Source organism: Leucobacter faecis, assembly GCF_054456695.2.
The window spans coordinates 68906-89743 of sequence record NZ_JBTJER020000005.1; the positions used below are offsets into that span (position 1 = coordinate 68906).

15 protein-coding genes and 1 tRNA gene are annotated in these 20838 nt (G+C 61.5%); 2 read left to right on the forward strand and 14 right to left on the reverse strand.

Annotation, left to right across the window (positions count from 1 at the left end; translation table 11 throughout):
• Positions 1 to 81 precede the first annotated feature (81 nt).
• Complete coding sequence (locus ACXR2W_RS07045; RefSeq protein ID WP_458813608.1) at positions 82 to 1893, forward strand: 2-isopropylmalate synthase; 1812 nt, start codon at positions 82 to 84, stop codon at positions 1891 to 1893.
• Positions 1894 to 2140: 247 nt separating this feature from the next.
• Here ACXR2W_RS07045 and ACXR2W_RS07050 read toward each other — a convergent pair whose 3' ends face one another.
• From ACXR2W_RS07050 to typA, 5 genes are all read right to left on the reverse strand, one after another.
• Positions 2141 to 3181 carry a PDDEXK nuclease domain-containing protein gene (locus ACXR2W_RS07050; protein WP_458813610.1) on the reverse strand — a complete coding sequence of 347 codons (1041 nt, stop codon included), beginning with the start codon at positions 3179 to 3181 and terminating at the stop codon, positions 2141 to 2143.
• Positions 3182 to 3183: 2 nt separating this feature from the next.
• Entirely contained in the window at positions 3184 to 3405 is a 222-nt protein-coding gene (locus ACXR2W_RS07055) for a hypothetical protein (RefSeq protein ID WP_458813612.1), read from the reverse strand.
• 602 nt (positions 3406 to 4007) lie between these two features.
• A tRNA-Pro gene (locus ACXR2W_RS07060) sits at positions 4008 to 4081 on the reverse strand.
• Positions 4082 to 4168: 87 nt separating this feature from the next.
• Positions 4169 to 4813: a maltokinase N-terminal cap-like domain-containing protein gene (locus tag ACXR2W_RS07065; protein WP_458813614.1), complete on the reverse strand. Its 645-nt coding sequence runs from the start codon at positions 4811 to 4813 to the stop codon at positions 4169 to 4171.
• Positions 4814 to 5025: 212 nt separating this feature from the next.
• Positions 5026 to 6933 carry a translational GTPase TypA gene (typA, locus tag ACXR2W_RS07070; RefSeq protein WP_458813616.1) on the reverse strand — a complete coding sequence of 636 codons (1908 nt, stop codon included), beginning with the start codon at positions 6931 to 6933 and terminating at the stop codon, positions 5026 to 5028.
• A gap of 162 nt (positions 6934 to 7095) precedes the next feature.
• Between typA and ACXR2W_RS07075 the strand changes: the two genes are divergently transcribed.
• The gene (locus tag ACXR2W_RS07075) at positions 7096 to 8307 is read left to right on the forward strand and encodes a multidrug effflux MFS transporter (RefSeq protein WP_458813618.1); all 1212 of its coding nucleotides are present in this window, start codon (positions 7096 to 7098) and stop codon (positions 8305 to 8307) included.
• Here ACXR2W_RS07075 and ACXR2W_RS07080 read toward each other — a convergent pair.
• The 9 genes from ACXR2W_RS07080 to ACXR2W_RS07120 all read right to left on the reverse strand — a co-directional run bounded on the left by ACXR2W_RS07080 (position 8304) and on the right by ACXR2W_RS07120 (position 20658).
• Positions 8304 to 9464, reverse strand: coding sequence for a thiolase family protein (locus tag ACXR2W_RS07080; RefSeq protein WP_458813620.1), 1161 nt, complete (start codon positions 9462 to 9464; stop codon positions 8304 to 8306). The two genes, ACXR2W_RS07075 and ACXR2W_RS07080, sit on opposite strands and share 4 nt — an antisense overlap.
• Positions 9465 to 9497: 33 nt before the next feature.
• Positions 9498 to 11222 (reverse strand): dipeptide ABC transporter ATP-binding protein, encoded by a 1725-nt coding sequence (locus ACXR2W_RS07085; protein WP_458813622.1) that lies wholly within the window; start codon positions 11220 to 11222, stop codon positions 9498 to 9500.
• Complete coding sequence (locus ACXR2W_RS07090; protein WP_458813624.1) at positions 11219 to 12205, reverse strand: ABC transporter permease; 987 nt, start codon at positions 12203 to 12205, stop codon at positions 11219 to 11221. The genes ACXR2W_RS07085 and ACXR2W_RS07090 overlap by 4 nt, the downstream gene beginning before the upstream one ends.
• Positions 12206 to 12207: 2 nt before the next feature.
• The gene (locus ACXR2W_RS07095; protein WP_458813626.1) at positions 12208 to 13281 is read right to left on the reverse strand and encodes an ABC transporter permease; all 1074 of its coding nucleotides are present in this window, start codon (positions 13279 to 13281) and stop codon (positions 12208 to 12210) included.
• Between the two features lie 69 nt (positions 13282 to 13350).
• On the reverse strand, positions 13351 to 14952 hold the full coding sequence (locus tag ACXR2W_RS07100; protein ID WP_458813628.1) for an ABC transporter substrate-binding protein: 1602 nt from the start codon (positions 14950 to 14952) through the stop codon (positions 13351 to 13353).
• Between the two features lie 259 nt (positions 14953 to 15211).
• Entirely contained in the window at positions 15212 to 16909 is a 1698-nt protein-coding gene (locus ACXR2W_RS07105; protein ID WP_458813630.1) for a dipeptide ABC transporter ATP-binding protein, read from the reverse strand.
• Complete coding sequence (locus ACXR2W_RS07110; RefSeq protein ID WP_458813632.1) at positions 16906 to 17859, reverse strand: ABC transporter permease; 954 nt, start codon at positions 17857 to 17859, stop codon at positions 16906 to 16908. Before ACXR2W_RS07110 ends, ACXR2W_RS07105 begins: the two co-directional genes overlap by 4 nt.
• Complete coding sequence (locus ACXR2W_RS07115; protein WP_458813634.1) at positions 17852 to 18778, reverse strand: ABC transporter permease; 927 nt, start codon at positions 18776 to 18778, stop codon at positions 17852 to 17854. The genes ACXR2W_RS07110 and ACXR2W_RS07115 overlap by 8 nt, the downstream gene beginning before the upstream one ends.
• A gap of 182 nt (positions 18779 to 18960) precedes the next feature.
• On the reverse strand, positions 18961 to 20658 hold the full coding sequence (locus ACXR2W_RS07120) for a peptide ABC transporter substrate-binding protein (protein WP_458813636.1): 1698 nt from the start codon (positions 20656 to 20658) through the stop codon (positions 18961 to 18963).
• Positions 20659 to 20838: the final 180 nt, after the last annotated feature.

Below are 20838 nucleotides of genomic sequence, written 5' to 3' on the forward strand. Positions count from 1 at the left end.
GGGTTTAGCCAAGACCGGCTCTCCCGACGTGGAGTCCTTTGATGTGCCGGTCTCTCAATACGAAACAAAAGGACTTCCGCAATGACCGCAACCCCTTTCCCCCACATCTCGACTCCCGTTGGCCCGGTACCGCTGCAATCCGCGCCCTGGAACAGGCAGCGTCACTCCCAAATGCCGTTCCATCGCTACACTGACGTGTACTCACGTGTTGGTATCCCTATCACCGAACGCACCTGGCCCACCCACCAACTAACTGAAGCCCCGCTCTGGGTGCCGGTTGACTTGCGCGACGGTAACCAGGCGCTCGCCGAGCCGATGGATCCCGAACGCAAACGACGTTTCTTTGAATTGATGGTCGCCATGGGGTACAAGGAGATCGAGGTTGGGTATCCTTCTGCTTCACAGACTGACTACGATTTCGTGCGCCTCATTTCCGATACAAAGATTGCCCCCGAAGATGTGACGATCGTCGTTTTCACCCCGGCAAGACGCGATCTGATCAAGCGGACTGTCGACTCCATCCGTGGCATCCGCAATGAAGTCGTGATCCACATGTACACCGCAACAGCACCGACGTGGCGAAGTATGGTCCTTGGACATGACCGCACTGCTCTGAAAGAACTCATTCTGGCCGGTGGCCGCGATGTACTTGAATTCGCTGGAGACCTGCCAAATGTTCGGTTTCAATTCAGCCCGGAAGTGTTCAACCTGACAGAGCCCGACTACGTGCTCGATGTTTGCGATTCGATGACCCAGCTCTGGCAGGCGACGCCAGAACGCCCGGTGATCCTGAACTTGCCTGCAACTGTGGAAATTGCAACCCCAAACGTATACGCGGACCAGATCGAATACATGCATAAAAACCTCGCTCGGCGCGATAGCGTGATCCTCTCCGTGCATCCGCATAATGACCGCGGCACTGGGATCGCCTGCGCCGAACTGGCAGTGCTCGCTGGAGCCCAACGAGTCGAAGGCTGCCTCTTCGGCAACGGTGAGCGCACCGGAAATGTGGACATCGCAACACTTGCTCTGAATTTGCATGCACAGGGTATCGACCCGATGATCGATTTCAGCGATATTGACGAGATTCGCCGCACGGTCGAGTACTGCAATCGGTTCGAAGTGCACCCCAGGCACCCGTATGTTGGCGACCTCGTGCACACTGCATTTAGCGGAACCCACCAAGACGCTATCAAGAAGGGTTTCGCTGAACATCGCGCGCGAGCCGAAGCGTCAGGACTCACGGAGAGTGAAGCCTGCTGGCAAGTACCGTACCTGCCAATTGATCCGGCAGATATTGGCCGAAGTTACGACGCGGTCATTCGCGTGAATTCACAGTCAGGAAAGGGCGGCATCGCTTACCTGCTTGAGAGCGCCTACGGCATCGAACTGCCACGGCGATTACAGATTGATTTCGCGCAGCAAGTGCAGCGGCATACTGATTGCTCGGGCCGTGAAATTACTGCCGCAGAGATTTGGGATATCTTTCAGCAGTCATATCTGCACAGCGAGCCAACCGGTGCAGCCATCGTGCTAGCGCGATATGAGGCCTCTGAGTCATCTGGAGGAAACAGTACCCGGATCGTTCTTCGAACCCGAGACCAAGAATTTGCTACCAGCCATGACGGCGTCGGACCGGTAGAAGCGTTGACCACGGCACTTGCTACGCAAGGCATCCACGTCGAGGTATTAGAACTTCACCAAACCAGCACCGGGCACGGCAACGACAGCGAAGCCCTTACTGTGATTGAGTACCGTAACAACGACCGCACTGGCTGGTCAGCCGGTCGAGCCGACTCGGTGCTGGGCGCAAGCATGGCTGCCATCATGAATGCGGCACATGCGTCTCCACGAGAACCAGTGGCTGCGACCGAAACGAGGCCGCACAAATAGCGGCCCTTAGAACGAAAATCGCCCCGGCCAGAAACTTGTTCTGACCGGGGCAATTCGTCGGGATGACAGGATTTGAACCTGCGACCCCGTCTCGGGTTATTGCTACCATCTGAAACCTGCGAGAAACTCTTGTTTTCCCTGGTCAATTGACGAATCGGGCGATTCTTCTGTGGCTAATCTACCGGCTCATTGGCGGTTCGTCACGGTCGATTTTGGTTGATTGAGGTGGGTATTCGGTGATTGTGTGTCATTCGCTCGTTTCGCCGAGTTCACGTTCGATCTGCTCGATGGTCGGCAACGAAGTGTGTAGTGGCTCGGGCAGCGCCTTCAGGAGTTCATACTCCGCGATCCCGAGGGCGTGCTTGCTGTCCTTCAAGGCATACTCTGCCACTATTTCGTTCTTCGAGCGGCAGAGCAATAGGCCGATGGTTGGGCCATCGCTCTCATGTCGAAGCGTCTCATCCACCGCTGTCATGTAAAAACCCAGTTGGCCGAGGTGCTCAGGTTTAAATTTCCCACCCTTGATTTCGATGACGACATAGCAACGCAGCTGCAGGTGGTAAAACAGCAAGTCGATATAGAAATCATCGTCACCAATTTCGAGGTGGACTTGGCGCCCAACGTAGGCGAAGCCGACACCGAGTTCGATGAGAAAATCGGTGAGGTGATCAACAATGGCCTGCTCAATCGCTCGCTCTGCGGCATTTTCCCCGAGGCCGAGAAAGTCAAGTTTGTAGGGGTCCTTGAGTGACTGACGGGCAAGGTCAGAGGTTGACGGCGGTAGCGTTCGATCGAAGTTTGTGATCGCTTTTCCCGCGCGTTCCACGGATTGCATATCGATGTGCATGTCGAGCGCATTCCGAGACCAGCCGTGTTGGACAGCGGCAGCAGCGTACAGCAGTCGCCGCTCGGGGTCTTTGACCCGGTCGATGAGGACCATATTGTGACCCCACGGCAATTTGGCAGCAGCCTGCTGCCAAATCTCGATGTCTGGCCACGCCTTCGCGAAATCCCGCATATATCGAAGATTCCTCGCCGACATGCCACGCATTTCAGGGAACGCCACCCGCAGGTCATGCGCAAGTCGATCGATCACTTTTGCGCCCCAACCCTGCCGAGACTGGCGCTCCATGATGTCCTGACCAATTCGCCAGTACAGAGCGACCATTTCGGTGTTGACTGCCAGGACAGCGCGCTGCTGCGCGGCGTAGATGCGCTGTTTGAGATCGGTGAGCCACTCACCGTACCCCTCAGGCGGGTCAGTCAGCGCAACGGGATGATCGTTCACGGTTACCCCTCCACCAACCCTTCGATGCTCTTCTTCTCGAAGTAGCGGACCTCCTGGATCGCGTCGGTCATGTTACCCACGTCGATCACGCCAGTCTCGGTCAGCTTACCGTAGGAGCCGAGCGAGAGGTCGGTGGAGCGCAAGAACTGCTCGGTGTCGAGTGACTCGATCACGTGCGCCAGGCGTTCTTCGCGGAAGTAGGTGAGGTACATGAAGATCAGCACCTTCGCGGAAACCTTCTTAAGTTTCTTCCGGAGATCCTTTCGCTTGTCAGCGATCGCTTTTTGTGTGGACGTTACTCTTTCGCTCCACCACCGGCGCGCTTCACTGCGGAGAGCTTTTTTGACGCGGTGAGATCTTCTCCGCTTCTTCGCAGATAGTGCGGAAGTCTTCGATCTGTTCCACCTCAGCAATGAGATCGACGTCTTGCAGCAGCCGGTCCATGGTCACCCCGTTGAGATTCTACAGATCGACAGACCGCCAACGGCACGCAATCCCGTTCGCACCGATGCTCCCGTCTGTCGTCACCCCAGTCACACTGCACATTGTCTCGCACACCTACGACATTCTCGAAAGCCTGGCCCCTGCGACTCGCTGCGCTCGCGCAGGGTGACCATAGTGCGAGCGCGCGCAGGGTGACCATAATGCGAGCGCGCGCAGGGTGACCATAATGCGAGCGCGCGCAAGGTGACCATAATGCGAGCTCGCGCAGGGTGGCCGGGAGCCTCACGCCGCCACACAGAACGTCATCGTGTCCGAAACGTGTCTGCGGCCCCTAAGACGAAAATTGCCCCGGCCAGAAACATGTTCTGACCGGGGCATTTCGTCGGGATGACAGGATTTGAACCTGCGACCCCGTCGTCCCGAACGACGTACGCTACCAAACTGCGCCACATCCCGATTGCGTTTTCACGCAAGCACTACTCTAGCGAACAACAGGTCAATAATTGAAATCAACGAATCGCGCGCGTGTCAGCTGAGCCGAACTCACGCCTGCAGGGCGGCGAGTAGCACCCCGATGTGCGCGTCGTCCCACGACGCGCGCAGCGTCAGCTCGCGGGGCACCACGGGTGGATCACTCTCGCGCAGCACCCGACGCACTTCGAGCGCGGCAAACTCGGTGTGCGCCACCGTGGCGCCGCTGCGCTGCTCAACGAGCGCCGCCCACAGCTCAGGCACGAAGGCGCCGGGCGATCCGGTGCCAGCGACCCGCACGCTCGTGGCGCGCTCCAAAGTACCGCCGTCGGGTGCACCGCCGACCACATACTCCTGGCTGCCGACCGAGCCCTGTGCGATAGCAGCCGCAAGCACCGCGCGAAACACCGGGTCGCCGATCGCGTCGCTCACCCAGCGCTTACCGAGCACGCCGTGCTCGATCGTGCCCACCAAGAATTCATCGCCCTCATCGAGCGGTGCACCGCGGTAGCTCAGTGGGGCGTGGTAGATCACGCTGTCGCCCGCGGTGAACAGATGCCCTTCGAAGCCCACTTCTCCCTCGGGGTCGACGAGCCTATAGGCCCCCACCGGCGCCAGCTGCCCCGTGTCGCCCGCAAACCAGGGTTGTGTGGGCAGCCAGGCTGCGAGCAGCTCGTACTTTGACGGTGACAGCGTTGTCTCGTAGATGATCGACATGACCTGATCCTACAAAGCCGGGCGTGAACGCGAAACCCCCGCCCGGCATAGGCCGGGCGGGGGTGAGCATGGATCCTGCGACTCGCTACGCTCGCGCAGGATGACACGATCGAGGCCGCAAGGCGACACGATCGAAGCCGCAAGGCGACACGATCGAAGCCGCAAGGCGACACGATCGAAGCCGCAAGGCGACTCCGACCGCGGGCAAGAGCCTACTTGTTGGCGTTCTTGATGCGCGAAGCAGCGCGCGCACGCGAGTTCGCGTCGAGCTCAACCTTGCGAATACGCACGATCTCGGGCGTCACCTCGACACACTCGTCCTCGCGAGCAAACTCGAGGCATTCCTCGAGCGTGAGCTTGCGCGGGGGCGTCATCGACTCGAAGTTGTCGGCGTTGGCCGAGCGCATGTTCGTGAGCTTCTTCTCCTTGGTGATGTTCACATCCATGTCCTCTGAACGTGAGTTCTCACCGATGACCATGCCCTCGTACACCTCCTCGGTGGGCTGCACGAAGAACGACATGCGCTCCTGCAGGTTGATGATCGAGAACGGTGTAGCCACGCCCGAACGGTCGGCGACGATCGAGCCGTTGTTACGCGTGTTGATGACGCCGGCCCACTCGCCGTAGCCCTGAGCGATCGCGTTCGCGATACCGGTGCCACGGGTTTCGGTCATGAACTCCGAGCGGAAGCCGATGAGGCCACGCGACGGAATAATGAATTCCATGCGCACCCAACCGGTGCCGTTGTTCACCATGTTCTCCATGCGGCCCTTACGAGCAGCGAGCAGCTGGGTGATCGCACCGAGGTGCTCTTCGGGGGTATCAATTGTGAGGTGCTCGAACGGCTCCTGCTTCTTACCGTCGACGACCTTCACGACAACCTGGGGCTTGCCCACGGTCAGCTCGAAGCCCTCACGGCGCATGTTCTCCACGAGAATTGCGAGCGCGAGCTCGCCGCGGCCCTGCACCTCCCACGCGTCGGGGCGGCCAGTGTCGACCACCTTGAGTGACACGTTACCGATCAGCTCGCGGTCGAGGCGCTCCTTGATCATGCGCGCGGTGAGCTTGTGGCCCTTCACCTTGCCCACGAGCGGCGATGTGTTCGCGCCGATCGTCATCGAGATCGCGGGGTCGTCGATGTGAATCATCGGCAGCGGCTGCACGTCGTTCGCATCACAGATGGTCTCACCAATGGTGATGTCTTCGATACCGGCGATCGCCACGATGTCGCCGGGGCCGGCCTTCTCTGCGGGGTAGCGCGTGAGCGCCTTCGTGAGCATCAGCTCAGAGATACGCACGTTCGCCACGGTGCCGTCTGACTTCACCCAGGCGACGGTCTCGCCCTTGTTGATCCAGCCGTTGTGAATACGCAGCAGGGCGATACGGCCCAGGAACGGCGACGAGTCAAGGTTCGTCACGTGAGCCTGCAGGGCACGCTCATCGTCGAAGGTGGGAGCGGGCACGCGCTCGAGAATCGTCTCGAACAGCGGCTCGAGGGTCATGTTGTCGGGCAGCTCACCGTCGGCGGGGCGGTTGTGCGATGCTGCGCCGTCACGGCCCGAGAGGTATACGACGGGCACGTTCAGCACGGCGTCGACGTCGAGATCGGGCACGTCTTCTGCGAGGTCAGACGCGAGACCGAGCAGCAGATCCTGCGCGTCGCTCTCAACCTCTTCGATGCGTGCATCTGGGCGGTCGGTCTTGTTGACCGCGAGAATCACGGGGTGCTTGGCCTCGAGCGCCTTACGCAGCACGAAGCGGGTCTGGGGCATGGGGCCCTCCGACGAGTCAACGAGCAGCACGACGCCGTCGACCATTGACAGTGCACGCTCAACCTCGCCACCGAAGTCCGCGTGGCCCGGCGTGTCGATCACGTTAATCGTGATCGGGCCGTTCTTCGCGTGCTCACCTTCGTAGGTGATAGCGGTGTTCTTGGCGAGAATCGTGATGCCTTTTTCGCGCTCAAGGTCGTTCGAGTCCATGACTCGATCGCCAACTTCTTCGTGCGCATCGAACGAGTTGGTCTGAGTCAGCATCGCGTTGACGAGCGTGGTCTTGCCGTGATCAACGTGTGCGACAATAGCGACATTGCGGAGGTCTTCGCGAGTGGCGAGAGCCATAGAGGTAGTGTCCTAACGAGACGAACGGAACGTCGACACGGCGGGATGCCGAGTGCGTCGCGGGAGCCACCTCACAGCGGCTCCGCGCAGGCACGAGAAGATGCCGACGAGCAATTCTAACGGATGTCGGGCGTGCCCGGCTGGAAGTGAGCAGTACACCGCATGAAATCTTCACCGCAGCCCCTCACCAGAGGCCTGCTTATCACCCTCGGATTCCTCTCTGCGGTGGGGCCTTTCGCGGTCGATCTGTACCTGCCAGCGTTCACCGACATCGCCGACGAGCTGGGCACGACCCCCTCGGGAGTACAGTTCACACTCACCGCGTTTATGCTCGGCCTGGGTCTTGGCCAGCTGTATCTCGGCCCGCTGTCTGACCGGCTCGGCCGCCGCAGCGTACTGCTCGTCGCGCTCGGCGCGTTTACGGCCGCGAGCATCGCGATGGTGTTCTCACCCACGGTCGAAATATTCACGGCGCTGCGACTACTGCAGGGCCTCGCGGGCGCTTCGGGCGTGGTGCTCGCGCGCGCGATCATCGCCGATCTCGCGAAGGGCACAGACGCGATCAGGGCGTTTAGCCTGATGGCGATGATCGTGGCGGTCGCACCGCTCGTGGCTCCGCTCGCGGGTGGGTTTCTCACCGAGCACTTCGGCTGGCGCGGCGTGCTCGCGACGCTCGCGAGTGTCACGGCGCTCATGTTCGTGCTCGCGCTGCTGCTCGTACCCGAGACGCTGCCGGTCTCGCAGCGCCAAATTGGGGGCGCCCGCCGCGCGTTTGGCAACTTCGCCAGGCTCGGCCGCGACCGTGCATTCGTGCTCTTCACGCTCGTGGTCGCTTGCAATTTCGCGGCGCTGCTGTCGTACATCGCGGGCGCGCCGTTCGTCGGACAGGTGATGCTCGGCATGACGCCGTCGCAGTTCTCGTTTGCGTTCGCGACCGGAGCGCTCGCGATGGTGCTCACCAACTACCTCAACTCGCGGCTGGCTGGCCGCGTGCCCGCCACGCTGATGCTGTCGATCGGCAGCGGCGCGGTCGTGCTCGCGGGCACCGCGTTCGCGGTGCTCTCGCTCACCGGCTCGCTGTCGATTCCCGGCTACATCGCGTGCGCGTTCGTGCTGAGCGGCGGCGTCGCGCTCACCAGCTCGAACGGCACGGCGCTCGCGCTGGGCCTCGCTGACTTTGCCCGCGGCTCCGGATCCGCCCTTCTCGGTGCCATCCAGTTCATGGGCGGGGCAATCGCCCCACCCATCGTGGGTGCCTGGGGTGACCAGACCGCACTGCCGATGGCGCTCATGATCATCGCCGGATCGGTCGCTTCGGGTGCCTGCGCGGTCGCCGGCGCCGTGATCCTGCGTCGCCGCGCACGTAGCAGCTAGAGCCGTTCGAAGATCGTGGCGTTCGCCATGCCGCCGCCCTCGCACATGGTTTGCAGGCCGTAGCGAGCGCCCGTCTGGCGCAGGTGGTGCACGAGCGTGGTGGCGAGGCGCGCGCCCGAGGCACCGAGCGGGTGCCCGAGCGCGATTGCGCCGCCGCGCGGGTTGACGAGCTGCGGGTTTGCCCCGGTGTCGTGTAGCCATGCTCCCAGCACCGAGGCGAAAGCCTCGTTCACTTCGAACGCATCGATGTCATCGAGGGTGAGCCCTGCCCGGTCGAGGACCCGCGCGGTCGCGGCGATCGGCCCCGTGAGCATCAAGATCGGGTCAGAGCCCACGACGGTCGCCGTGTGTACTCGGGCGAGCGGCGTGAGCCCCAGCTGCCCTGCCTTCTCCCCCGACATCATCACGAGGGCCGCCGCCCCGTCAGAAATTTGTGAGGCGTTACCCGCGGTCACGACCCCGCCCTCACGAAACGGCGTTTTCAGACCGGCCAGCACTTCGAGGCTTGTGCCCGGCCTGATGCCCTGGTCGGCACTCACCTCACCCGCAGGTGTTGTGACCGCCACGAGCTCATCGTCGAAGAGCCCGGCAGCGGCCGCAGCGGCGGCCCGTTCGTGCGACCGCACCGCGAGCTCGTCGAGGTGTGTGCGGCTGAGCTGCCACCTGTCTGCGATCAGCTCGGCGCTCTCGCCCTGCGGCACCAGGTGCGGGTACCGGGCGCGCATGGCGGGGCCGTAAGGCCCGTCACCGCCGACAGCGTTTGAGAACATCGGTACACGGCTCATGACTTCGACGCCGCCCGCGATCACCACGTCGGCCTGCCCCGAAATGATCGCGGCGGCCGCCGAATGGATTGCTTGCTGTGAAGAGCCGCACTGCCGGTCGATGGTCATGGCGGGGATCTTCTCTGGCAGCCCGGCCGCAAGCACGGCGTTACGACCGATGTTGCTTGATTGCTCCCCCACCTGGGTGACGCAGCCCCACATCACGTCATCGATCGTGTCGGGCGCGATGCCCGCGGCCGCCACGACCGCGGTGAGCAGCTGCGCCGACAGATCGACGGGGTGCACTCCTTCGAGCGCCCCGCGGCCCGGTTTGCCCACTCCGAGCGGCGTGCGCTTCGCCGCTACGATCACCGCGTCTGTCTGGCTCCACATGGTCGTCCTCCTTCAGAGTGCATTACGCCGAGCCTACGCCCCGCGGCGCACCCGCTGCCAGAGCGCTCGGCGCTCCGCCTGCTCGACCGGATCCGGAACGGGAAGGGCCGCGAGCAACTCGCGCGTGTACGCGTTCGAGGGCGCCCCCAAGACCTGAGCCGTGGTGCCCTGCTCTTGGATGCGGCCCTGCTGCAGCACGATGATGCGGTCAGAGACCGCGTCAATCACGGCCAGGTCGTGGCTGATGAACAGCGACGCGAAACCGAGCTCAGCCTGCAGCTGCACAAACAGCTCGAGCACCGTCGCCTGCACAGACACATCGAGCGCACTCGTCGGCTCGTCGGCGATCAGCAGCTTCGGGTCGAGCGCAAGCGCGCGCGCAAGCGACGCGCGCTGCCGCTGCCCGCCCGACAGCTCGTGCGGAAACCTGTCACCGAAGTTGGTGGGCAGCCGCACCGCGTCGAGCAGTTCGTTGACCCGTGCGCGCGCCGCCTGCGGCGACGCCGCCTTGCCGTGTACAATGAGCGGCTCGGCGATGCACTCGGCGATCGACAGGAGCGGGTTGAAGCTCGTCGCGGGGTCTTGAAACACGAACCCGATCTCGGGGCGCAGCGGCGCGAGCTCGCGGTTCTTGACGCCGCGCATTTCGTGCCCGAGCACCTTCAACGAGCCTTCGACGACCTTCGTGAGGCCCACAACGGCGCGGCCGATGGTTGTTTTGCCAGACCCCGACTCACCCACGAGGCCCACGACCTCGCCCGGGGCGACCGACAGGTCGACGCCGTGCACGACCACGGTCGCGCCCTTACCGAATCGGCCCGGATACCCGATCTGGGCGTTCTCGGCGATGATCAGGTGGCCAGTCGTGTCGCGCGCAGCATCGCGAGCAGTCTCTGCCAGCGCCTGGCCCTGCGCCAAAGCCTCGTCGCGTTCACGCGCCTGCATGCGCGATTTGCCGCGCCCCACGTGCGGCACAGCGGCGAGCAAATCGCGCGTGTACTGCTTCGATGGGTTCGCGAACAGCTCACGCACGGGCGCCTGCTCGACGATGTCGCCGCGGTACATCACGACAACCCGGTCGGCGAGGTCGGCCACGACACCCATGTTGTGGGTGATCAGCACAATCGTCGCGCCAAACTCATCGCGGCACACGCGCAGCAGGTCAAGAATCTCGGCCTGTACGGTCACATCGAGCGCGGTCGTCGGCTCGTCGGCGATGATCAGCCCGGCGTTCATAACGAGCGCCATCGCGATGACGATGCGCTGTTTCTGGCCGCCCGAGAACTGGTGCGGAAAATCGTCGATGCGCGTCTCGGGCTCGGGAATACCGACCTTGCGCATCATGTCGATCGCCTGCGCGCGCGCCTCTTTTTTGTCGATTTTGCCGTGAGCTTTGAGTCCCTCGATGATCTGCCAGCCCACCGTGTACACGGGGTTGAGCGCGGTCGACGGCTCCTGAAACACCATGGCCGCGTCGCGGCCGCGCATCTCGCGCAACTGCGCACCAGTGGCGTGCACTACGTCGGTCTCGTCACCGGCACGCGACCGGATCACAATGGCGCCCGACATGGCGGCCGTTTCGGGGAGCAGGCCAAGCAGCGCGTTGGCGGTCACGGACTTGCCTGATCCGGATTCACCGACGATCGCGAGCACCTCGCCCGCAGCGACCTCGATCGAGATGCCCTTGACGGCCTCGACCGGGGCGGCGTCGGTGGCGAACGTGACCTTGAGATCTTGAATGTTAGCGACGTGAGTCATTTCTTGCCCTTCAGGCGCTTGCGCGTGCGCAGGCGCGGGTCAGCGAGGTCGTTGAGGCTCTCACCCACGAGGGTGACGCCCAGCACCACGAGCACGATCGCGACACCGGGGAACACGCTCGTCCACCAGATGCCGCTCGTGACATCGGCGACCGAGCGGTTGAGGTCGTAGCCCCATTCTGCGGCGGCCGTCGCTTCGATGCCGAAGCCCAAGAAGCCGAGGCCCGCGAGCGTGAGTAGCGCTTCAGAGGCGTTGAGCGTGACGATCACGGGCAGCGACCTAGTCGAGTTGCGCAGCACGTGCTTCAGCAGAATGCGCGGCGTGGGCACGCCGATCACGCGGGCCGCTTCAACAAACGGTTCTGCGCGCACGCGCACGACCTCTGACCGGATCACCCTGAAGTACTGCGGCACAAACACGACCGTAATTGACAGGGAGGTCGCGAGGATGCCACCCAAAAGGGTCGACTGGCCGCGGCTGATCACGATCGACATCACGATCGCGAGCAGCAGCGACGGGAACGCGTAGATCGCGTCGCACAACACGACGAGTACGCGGTCGAGCATGCCACCGAAATAGCCCGAGATGAGCCCGAGCGCAATGCCCAGAAAGATCGAGAACAAGATCGCGGCGACGATGACAAACAGCGCGGTCTGCGCGCCCCAAATGACGCGCGAGAACACGTCGAAGCCCGAGACGGTCGTGCCGAGCAGGTTCGTGGCATTGGGTGGCTGCTGCGCGCCGAAGCTGACACCGTCAACGGCCTGCTGGGCCCAGCTGTAGGGCGCGATCCAGGGGGCGAGGATCGCGAGCAGCACGAAGCCACCCGTGATCACGAGGCCCGCGATCAACATGCCACGCTGCAGCCCGACGCTCTGGCGCAGATGTGAGATGACGGGCACCGTGTCGCGCCAGTTCTTCTTGCGCGGTACTTCGAGCGCAAGGGTTTGCGTGGACGGTGTGGGGAGGTCTTGCTGATCCATGATCAGTACCTCACTCTCGGGTCGATGGCCGCGGCAACAAGGTCGACGATGAAGTTGGTGACCGCTACGATCACGGCGATGATCACGACGATGCCCTGCACCGCCACAAAGTCGCGGGCCTTGAGATATTCGGCGAGCATAAATCCGAGGCCCTTCCACTCAAACGTGGTCTCGGTGAGCACCGCGCCAGCCAAGAGCAGCGCGATCTGCATGCCCATCACCGTGATGATGGGAATGAGCGCGGGCCGAAACGCGTGTTTCGTGATGAGCCGGTATTCGCTCACGCCGCGGGAGCGGCCGCTCGTGACGTACTGCTGGCCGAGCGTGCCGATCACGTTCGTGCGAATGAGCCGCAAGAATACGCCCGCGGTGAGCATGCCGAGTGCTACAGCCGGCAGGATCGCGTGCCACAGCACGTCGCTGATCGCTGCGCTGTCACCAAGCCTGATCGCGTCGAGCAGATACAGGCCGGTGGGGGTGTCGATGCCGCTCATGGTGAGCTCCGTGCGGGTGCTCGCGCGCCCCGACACGGGGAGCCAGCCGAGCCACACCGAGAACACGAGTTTGAGCAGCAGCCCGACGAAGAAGATGGGTGTCGCGTAGGCGAGGATCGCCATGATGCGCAGCACCGCGTCTTGCCATTTGTCGCGCTTGTAGGCTGCGATGAGGCCGAGCGGAATACTCACGACGAACGCCACGATGAGGGCGTAGAAGGCCAGCTCAAGCGTGGCCGAACCGTACTGCAGCAAAATCTCGGTCACCGGGCGGCGATCAGTGATCGTCGTACCAAAATCCCCGGTCAAGATGCCACCGAGATAGTCGAAGTACTGAATGAGGATCGGGCGATCGAAGCCCGCCTCGTGCACGCGCTCAGCGAGTTGATCTGGGGGAAGCCTACCGCCGAGCGCGGCGGTGATGGGGTCGCCGGTGAGCCGCATCAAGAAGAACACGACGGTGACGAGAATGAACACGGTCGGAATGATGAGTACGAGGCGTATCAGAATATACCGCCACAACCCACCCCCGCCCGACTTGGGTCGCGCTGTCGCGACGGGTGTTGGTGTATCTACGACCATGGAGAAATACCTCTATCGATACGGCATCGGGCCGGGGCTGGTGTGCCCCGGCCCGATGCCAGCTCGCGCTTACTTGGTGAGCGGCGCGTAACGGAACTTAAACGAGGCGTCGAGCGTGGTGCCCTCAACATCTGCCCCCACGTAAGCGACCTGCTTGCCCTGCAGGAGCGGCAGCGTCGAGATGTCTTCAGATTCGATCTGCTGAATCTTCTCGATGATCTCGGTGCGCTTCGCCGAGTCGGTCTCAGTCTGCTCGTCGACGATGAGCTGGTTGACCTCTGCGTTGTCGTAGTGGTTGAGCAAGAAGTTGTCCTTCAAGAAGAAGGGCGACAGGTAGTTGTCGGCGTCTGAGTAGTCAGGGAACCAGCCGAGCTGGTATGCCGGGTACACGTCTGCCGTACGGTCCTTGTTGTACTGCACCCACTCGGTCTGCTGCAGGTCAACCTTGAACAGGCCGTCCTTCTCGAGCTGCGACTTGATCATCGCGTATTCGTCGCCCGACGAGGGGCCGTAGTGGTCACCGTTGTACTGCAGCTTCAGGTCAACGGGAGTCTCAACGCCCGCCGCAGCCAGACGATCGGCTGCCTTTGCTGAGTCGGGGCCACCCTCACCGTTGCCGTACAGCTCCTTGAACGGCGAGATCGCGCCGGTCATACCGTCAGCGACGGGCGAGAACAGCGGCGAGAAGGTGTCCTTGTACACGTCTTTCGCGAGCGCGTCGCGATCGATCAGGTCGGCCGCAGCCTGGCGCACCGCGAGCGCCTTCGCGGCGTCTGCTTCTGTCGTCGTCGCACCATAGGGCATAGTGTCGAAGTTGAAGACGATGTAGCGAATCTCGCCGCCGGGGCCGTCAACGATCTTGACCTTGTCGTTCTTCGCGAGGTCTTCGGTGTCGGTCGCAGAAAGGCTACGGAACGCCACGTCGATGTCGCCGTTGCCGATCGCAAGCTTGAGGTTTGAAGCGTCTGCGTAGTACTTCGCGCTGATACCCGAGTTTTCTGCCGCGCCGAGGTTGCCCTGGTAGCCGTCGAACGGCGTGTACGAGATGAGCTCGTTGAGCTTGTAGGTGTCGATCGAGTACTGGCCAGCGAACGCCTTACCCTTCACGATGTCGTCGTCGCTCGTAATCGCGTCGGCAGCGAAGACCTCTTCATCGATGATGGGGCCAGCGGGGCTCGACAGAATCTGTGGCCAAATCTGATCATCGCCGTTCTTCAGTTTGAAGACGACGGTGAGCTCGTCGGGCGCTTCAACGCTGTCGAGGTTGCTCAGCAGCGAGGCCGGGCCGTTGGGGTCGTTGATTGCGACCATGCGGTCAAACGAGAACTTCACGTCACTCGAGGTGAGTTCATTGCCGTTGGCGAACGTGAGCCCCTTCTTAAGCTTCACCGTGTATTCGGTGGGCGAGGTGAACTCGGCCGACTCTGCGATGTCGGGGGTCACATCGGCAGTGCCGTATGCGCTGTTCATCAGGAACGGGTATACCTGGTTCATTACGACAAACGAGCCGTTGTCGTACGAGCCTGCCGGGTCGAGCGCGGTGACTTTATCGGTCGTACCGACAACGAGGTTCGACCCTGCGTCGCCGCCATTGTCGCCTCCGCCGCCCGTGCTGCTCGTTGCGCAGCCGGTGAAGAGCAGGGCGCCCGCGGCGATGACCGCCGTTGTCATGAGTGTCTTCTTCAATCTCTTCCTCCATTGAAACGCGCGGGCCGCTTCGCCTCACGCAGAGAGATAACTAGAACATTCAAGAGCCTACTCACGCGCGGCGCGCACCTCGGGCGTTTCGCCGCGCTGTGACACTCTTGTGACAAATAACGGTGCCTTCCCGTCAAAAAATTCGGCGGGAAGGCACCATTCTTAGAATGTTTCAGCAAAGAGTAAGCAGAACTTCACTGCATCCCTTAAGAGGGCTATACGAATGAGCTGACTATTCGACCCCCAGCTCGATGCGGGCCCCGGGAATCGCTTCGAGCAGTTTGCGTGTGTACTCCTCGCGCGGCTGTTCAAACACCTCCTCGGTGGTCGCCTGTTCCACGATGCGGCCCTGCTGCATCACGCACACGCGATCTGCGATCAAGCGCACGACGGCGAGATCGTGGGTGATGAAGAGGTAGGTGAGCCCCAGCTCACGCTGCAGCTCGGCGAGCAGGTCAAGAATCTGCGCCTGCACCAGCACGTCGAGCGCCGAAACCGCCTCGTCAAGCACCAAAATGTCGGGTTTCAGCGCGAGCCCGCGTGCAACTGCAACGCGCTGGCGCTGCCCGCCCGAAAGCTCGTTCGGGTATCTGGTGGCGAGCTCACGCGGCAACGCCACCTGGTCAAGCAGCTCGAGCATGCGCGCGCGCCTCGACGCCGCGTCGCCCACGCCATGAATCTTGAGCGGCTCCATGATCGTATTGCCAATGTTGTGCAGCGGGTCGAGCGAACCGTACGGGTCTTGAAACACGGGCTGCAGTGTGCGGCGCAGGTCAAAAAGCCTGCGGCCCGAAATGCCGCTCAGGTCTTCACCCGCTACCCGGATCGTGCCCGAACTGGGTTTCTCGAGCTGCAGGATCATCTTGGCGATCGTGGATTTACCCGAGCCAGACTCACCCACGAGCGCCATTGTTTCGCCCTTGTTCACGGTGAACGTGGCACCCTGGACCGCGTGGAAATCTTCGCTGCCGAAGCTTCCCTTGCGCAGTTTGTAGGTCTTGCCGAGCCCCTCCACTTCAATCATCGGTTCACCGTGTGCGATCGCCTTGTAAGGCTGATCTGCGAGCGCCGCCACATCAAAGGTTGAGGTGGGGGCGGTCGGAATTGCCGGGTCTGGGCCGATGCGCCGTGACGCGAGGCTCGGAGCTGCCGCGACAAGTCGCTTCGTGTACGGGTGCTGCGGTCGCTGCAAAATCTCGCGGCTCGGGCCCGACTCGACAATGTTGCCCTTGTACATCACGATCAGTTTCTCTGCGCGCTCTGCGGCGAGACCAAGATCGTGGGTGATGAACACGACGGCCGTGCCGAGCTCGCTCGCGAGCCCCTCGAGGTGATCGAGCACGACCCGCTGCACGGTCACGTCAAGCGCGCTCGTAGGCTCGTCTGCAATGAGCAGCTGTGGTTCAGCTGCCAGGCCGATGCCGATCAGCGCTCGCTGTTTCATGCCCCCAGAGAACTGGTGCGGGTACTGCTTCATGCGTTGTTCAGCGTTCTGCAGGCCGGCTTGTTCGAGCACCTCGATGGCGCGCTCACGCACGGCCTTGCGGCCGGTGGCAAGCCCGTTGGCACGTACGGCCTCTTCCACCTGAAAACCGACAGACCACACCGGGTTGAGGTTCGACATCGGGTCTTGGGGCACGAGACCTATCTCGCGCCCGCGCAGACGCTCCATATCACGCCGGTGCATACCCACGAGCTCTCGCCCATTCCACAACACTGACCCGCCTGTAACGTGCCCCGTACCGGGCAGCAGATCGATGACCGCGTGCATCGTCGTCGACTTCCCCGACCCAGATTCACCCACGATGGCGACAGTCTCACCGGGATATACATCAAACGAGACTCCGTGCACGACCTCGTTTGGAGTTTTCTTCTTTCCGAACGCAATCGTGAGGTCACGTACGCTCAGAATTGGTTGTGTTTTACTCACCGCTGGGCCCTCGCTTTCGGGTCAAGTGCATCACGTACGACCTCACCAAACATGATGAACCCAAGAACGGTAATCGTCAGTGCGAGCGACGGATAAATGAGAGTTTGCGGCGCGGTGCGCAGGTCTGACTGTGCGGCGCTGATGTCGTTGCCCCAGCTGATGAAGGACGCCGGTGGCAAGCCAACACCGAGGAACGAGAGCACCGCCTCAGCAACAATCGCAGAGGAGAGTGACAGTGTCGTTACCACGATCACCGGCGCGATCGAGTTGGGCATCACGTGCGCCCACAGGGTCTTCATGCGTGACAGCCCGAGGGACTCAGAAGCCATCACAAAGTCTGCGTTCTTCACTCTAAAAATCTCGGAGCGCAAAATGCGAGCGGTCACCGGCCATGCAAACCCGCCAATGGCGATCGAGATGACAAATACGTTTCGGTGCTCAGAGAGAACGCTCATCACCACGACTGCAGCGAGGATGTATGGAATCGAGAAGAACATGTCGCCTATGCGCGACAAGATCGTGTCTACGATGCCACCAAAATAGCCTGAGAGAGCGCCCATGATCGTGCCGATAACGAAGGTCATCAAGATGACGATCAAACCCACCGAAACCGACGTGGAGGTGCCGTGAATCACGCGAGAGTAGACGTCACAACCCTGCTTATTGAATCCAAGCGGGTGCCCCGCGGTCGGGTCACCGTTCGAACGCGCAAGAATGCACTCGCGGGGATCGACCTGGGTGAAGAGAGTCGGAAATAGCGATACGACAGCCACCAGGGCAATGATCACCACTGAGATCCAAAACATGGGGCGCCCGCGCATATCCCGCCAGGCGTCAGTCCAGAGGTTTGATTTACGAGCGTCGACCTGCACCGCGTCAACCGCCTGCATGGGCGTGTCTTCGAACGGCGCCACGTAGTGCTCTATCTGGGGAAGGTTTTTATCAGGCATACCGAATCCTTGGGTCGAGTACGGCGTAGAGCAGGTCGACGACAAGGTTCACGCCGAGATAGATCAGCACCATCACCGTGACAAATGACACGACGGTCGCATTCTCACCTCGCAAAATCGCTTGGAAAAGCACGTTACCGACACCGGGCACGTTGAAGATACCCTCGGTGACGGTCGCGCCCACCATAAGCGTGCCAAAGTCCGTTGCAGTGTTCGTGAGCGTTGGAATAAGCGAGTTGCGCAGCACATGCACGGGCACCACGCGTTTGCGCGGTAGGCCCTTCGCGTACGCCGTACGCACAAAGTCTTGGTTGAGTGTCTCGATCACCGATGAGCGGGTCAGGCGCATGCTCGTCGCATACAAGCTGATCCCCAGGACGATGCCAGGCAACAGGAGATCTTGGATAGGCGCTCCCGCCCCCACTGTGGTGCGAAACCAGCCCAGCTTAATGCCCAAGAAGTACTGGGCAATGAAAGCGATCACAAAGATGGGCACGCTCATCCACACCAACCCAATAATCAGGCTGATGTTGTCAAAGAATTTGCCCTTACGAAGTCCCGAGTACAGCCCGATACCGATCGCGAGCGCAAGCTCGATCACGATAGCAATTGCCGCAAGTTTGATGGTGACCGGGAACGTGCGGGCCAGAATCTTACTGATGGGTTCACCCGAGAAGCTGACGCCAAAGTCTCCGATCAGGATGCCCTTGAGATAGAGCAAGTACTGAATGAAGAACGGCTGATCGAGGTTGTACTGCTCTCGGAGTTTTGCAACTACAGCGGGGTTGGGGGTCTTGTCGCCAAACATAGCGACGATCGGGTCTCCGGGCATCGCGAAGACCATGAAGTAGATCAAGAATGTGGTGCCCAATAGCACAGGGATCACCTGGAGGATCCGGAAGAGGATATATCTCAGCATCCGCTATCGCACCTCCTCGTTGGGGTGTGGATACATGAAGTTCATTCTTTCGCAGTCGTGATGCGAACTAGGGCGGGCCGTACGGTCGCGACCTGCCGCGTGTAAGGGGTCAGCCGCGAATGGTCATCGCGGGCTGACAAAGGAGGCTCCGCAAAGATTCGCGGAGCCTCCGTGATGTCACGTTACTTCGTGGTGATCTCGTAGTAGAGCGGCACCGAGTTCCAGCCGAAGACAACGTTGTCAACGTTCTCGCTGAAACCGCCTGTGACGTTCGAGTACCACAGCGGGGTCGCCGGCAGATCCTGCAGCAGAACCTCTTGCGCCTCCTGGAAGTACTTGTTTGCTTCGTCAGTGTCAGTCTGCTGCGAGCCTTCCTTCAGCAGCTCATCAAACTTTGCGTTCGAGTAATCGCCATCATTCGAGCCAGCACCGGTCGCGTACAACGGGCCGAGGAAGTTGAACAGACCCGGGTAGTCGGCCTGCCAGCCCGTACGGAACGCGGTCTGGATCGTGCGGTTCGTGATCTCGGAGCGCGCCTCGGCGAACGTGGCGAACGGCTTACCCGCTGCGTCGATGCCCAGCGTGTTCTTGATGCTGTTCGTCACAGCGTCAACCCACGCCTGGTGGCCGCCGTCGGCGTTGTATGCGATCTCAAAAGTGCCCGTCCAGGGGGCAATAGCGTCTGCTTCAGCCCAGAGCTTCTTAGCCTCATCGGGGTTGAATTTGAGAACGTCAGAGCCCTTCAGGTCATCGCTCCAGCCGTCGATAACGGGTGAGGTGAAGTCGCTCGCAGGGGTGCGAGTGCCCTCGAAGATGATGTCGGTGATCTCATCGCGATCGATCGCCATCGAAATTGCCTGGCGACGCAGCTTGCCTTCTTCGCCACCGAAGTGCTCGAGGCGCTCGGGGATAGTGTAGGACTGGAACACTGCAGCAGGCTGGTTGATCGCGCGGTCGCCCAGGTCTGACTCAAAGTTTGCGAGCGCCGAATCGGGGATCGCATCGAGCACGTCAAGGTTGTTGCCCTGCAGGTCTGCGTAAGCCGCGTTCTGGTCTGCGTAGAACTTGATCGTGAGACCGTCGTTCTTCACCTCGCGCGGGCCATTGTAGTCTTCGTTCTTGACGAGTTCGATCTGCTCGTTGTGCTTCCATGCACCGTCGCCGGCAAGCTTGTACGGACCGTTACCGATCGGGTCTTGGCCGAACGCTTCGATGTCCTCGAATGCAGCGTCGGGCAGCGGGTAGAACGCTGAATACCCAAGGCGCAGCGGGAAGTCGGCTGCCGGTTTATTGAGTGTTACCTCGAAGGTGGTGTCATCTACGACGTTGAGGCCTTTGAGGTCACCGATCGAGCCAAACACATCGTCGGCTCCAAACTGCTCTTGTTCTTCATCGGTGGTGCCGTCAGAAGCGAACTTGCCGTCAGGGCCGGGGCCCGATTCGAAGCCATCGATGTCTTCGAAGAAGTAGCCACTGAGCTGCGCGTTTTCAGACAGCGCACCATAGTTCCAGGCCTTCACAAAGTTGTCTGCCTTCACCGGAGTGCCGTCAGAGAACGTTGCATCGTCGCGAATCTTGATCGTGTAGTGAATTGCATCGTCAGTTTCGATCGACTCAGCAACATCGTTGACGGCGGCGCCCTCTGCGTCGTAGTACACCAGACCCGCAAAAATTGAGTCGAGGATCTTGCCGCCGCCCACCTCGTTGGTGTTGGTCGGAATGAGCGGGTTCTGTGGTTCTGACCCGTTCGTGGTGATGACGCCAGAAGATGCAGCACCGCCCTCGTTTGAGCCGCCTCCATCAGAGCTGCACCCTGACAGCACCAGGGTGCTCGCTGCGGCAAGAGCGATGAAGCTCAGCCCCGCACGTGTTCTCTTCACTGATATTCCTCCTTGAGTATCGCGATCCGGGCCAGTTCACATGGCACCGGGTTCCGCGACCCACACTATCGAGCAAGATCTCTGCGTTCCGCAAAACTCACGGGCGTAACCAGTTTGTGACCCAAAGTCTGTAGGGATCAACAACGCCCACACCTAAAAGTACGTGTGGCTGAGAAACAC

Excerpts from the sequence above, each read along its gene's own strand:
- ACXR2W_RS07100 (WP_458813628.1), bottom strand. The coding sequence starts at position 14,952 with ATGACAACGGCGGTCATCGCCGCGGGCGCCCTGCTCTTCACCGGCTGC.
- ACXR2W_RS07045 (WP_458813608.1), top strand. The coding sequence starts at position 82 with ATGACCGCAACCCCTTTCCCCCACATCTCGACTCCCGTTGGCCCGGTA.
- ACXR2W_RS07110 (WP_458813632.1), bottom strand. The coding sequence starts at position 17,859 with ATGCCTGATAAAAACCTTCCCCAGATAGAGCACTACGTGGCGCCGTTC.
- ACXR2W_RS07065 (WP_458813614.1), bottom strand. The coding sequence starts at position 4,813 with ATGTCGATCATCTACGAGACAACGCTGTCACCGTCAAAGTACGAGCTG.
- ACXR2W_RS07080 (WP_458813620.1), bottom strand. The coding sequence starts at position 9,464 with ATGTGGAGCCAGACAGACGCGGTGATCGTAGCGGCGAAGCGCACGCCG.
- ACXR2W_RS07090 (WP_458813624.1), bottom strand. The coding sequence starts at position 12,205 with ATGGATCAGCAAGACCTCCCCACACCGTCCACGCAAACCCTTGCGCTC.
- ACXR2W_RS07115 (WP_458813634.1), bottom strand. The coding sequence starts at position 18,778 with ATGCTGAGATATATCCTCTTCCGGATCCTCCAGGTGATCCCTGTGCTA.
- ACXR2W_RS07085 (WP_458813622.1), bottom strand. The coding sequence starts at position 11,222 with ATGACTCACGTCGCTAACATTCAAGATCTCAAGGTCACGTTCGCCACC.
- typA (WP_458813616.1), bottom strand. The coding sequence starts at position 6,933 with ATGGCTCTCGCCACTCGCGAAGACCTCCGCAATGTCGCTATTGTCGCA.
- ACXR2W_RS07095 (WP_458813626.1), bottom strand. The coding sequence starts at position 13,281 with ATGGTCGTAGATACACCAACACCCGTCGCGACAGCGCGACCCAAGTCG.
- ACXR2W_RS07075 (WP_458813618.1), top strand. The coding sequence starts at position 7,096 with ATGAAATCTTCACCGCAGCCCCTCACCAGAGGCCTGCTTATCACCCTC.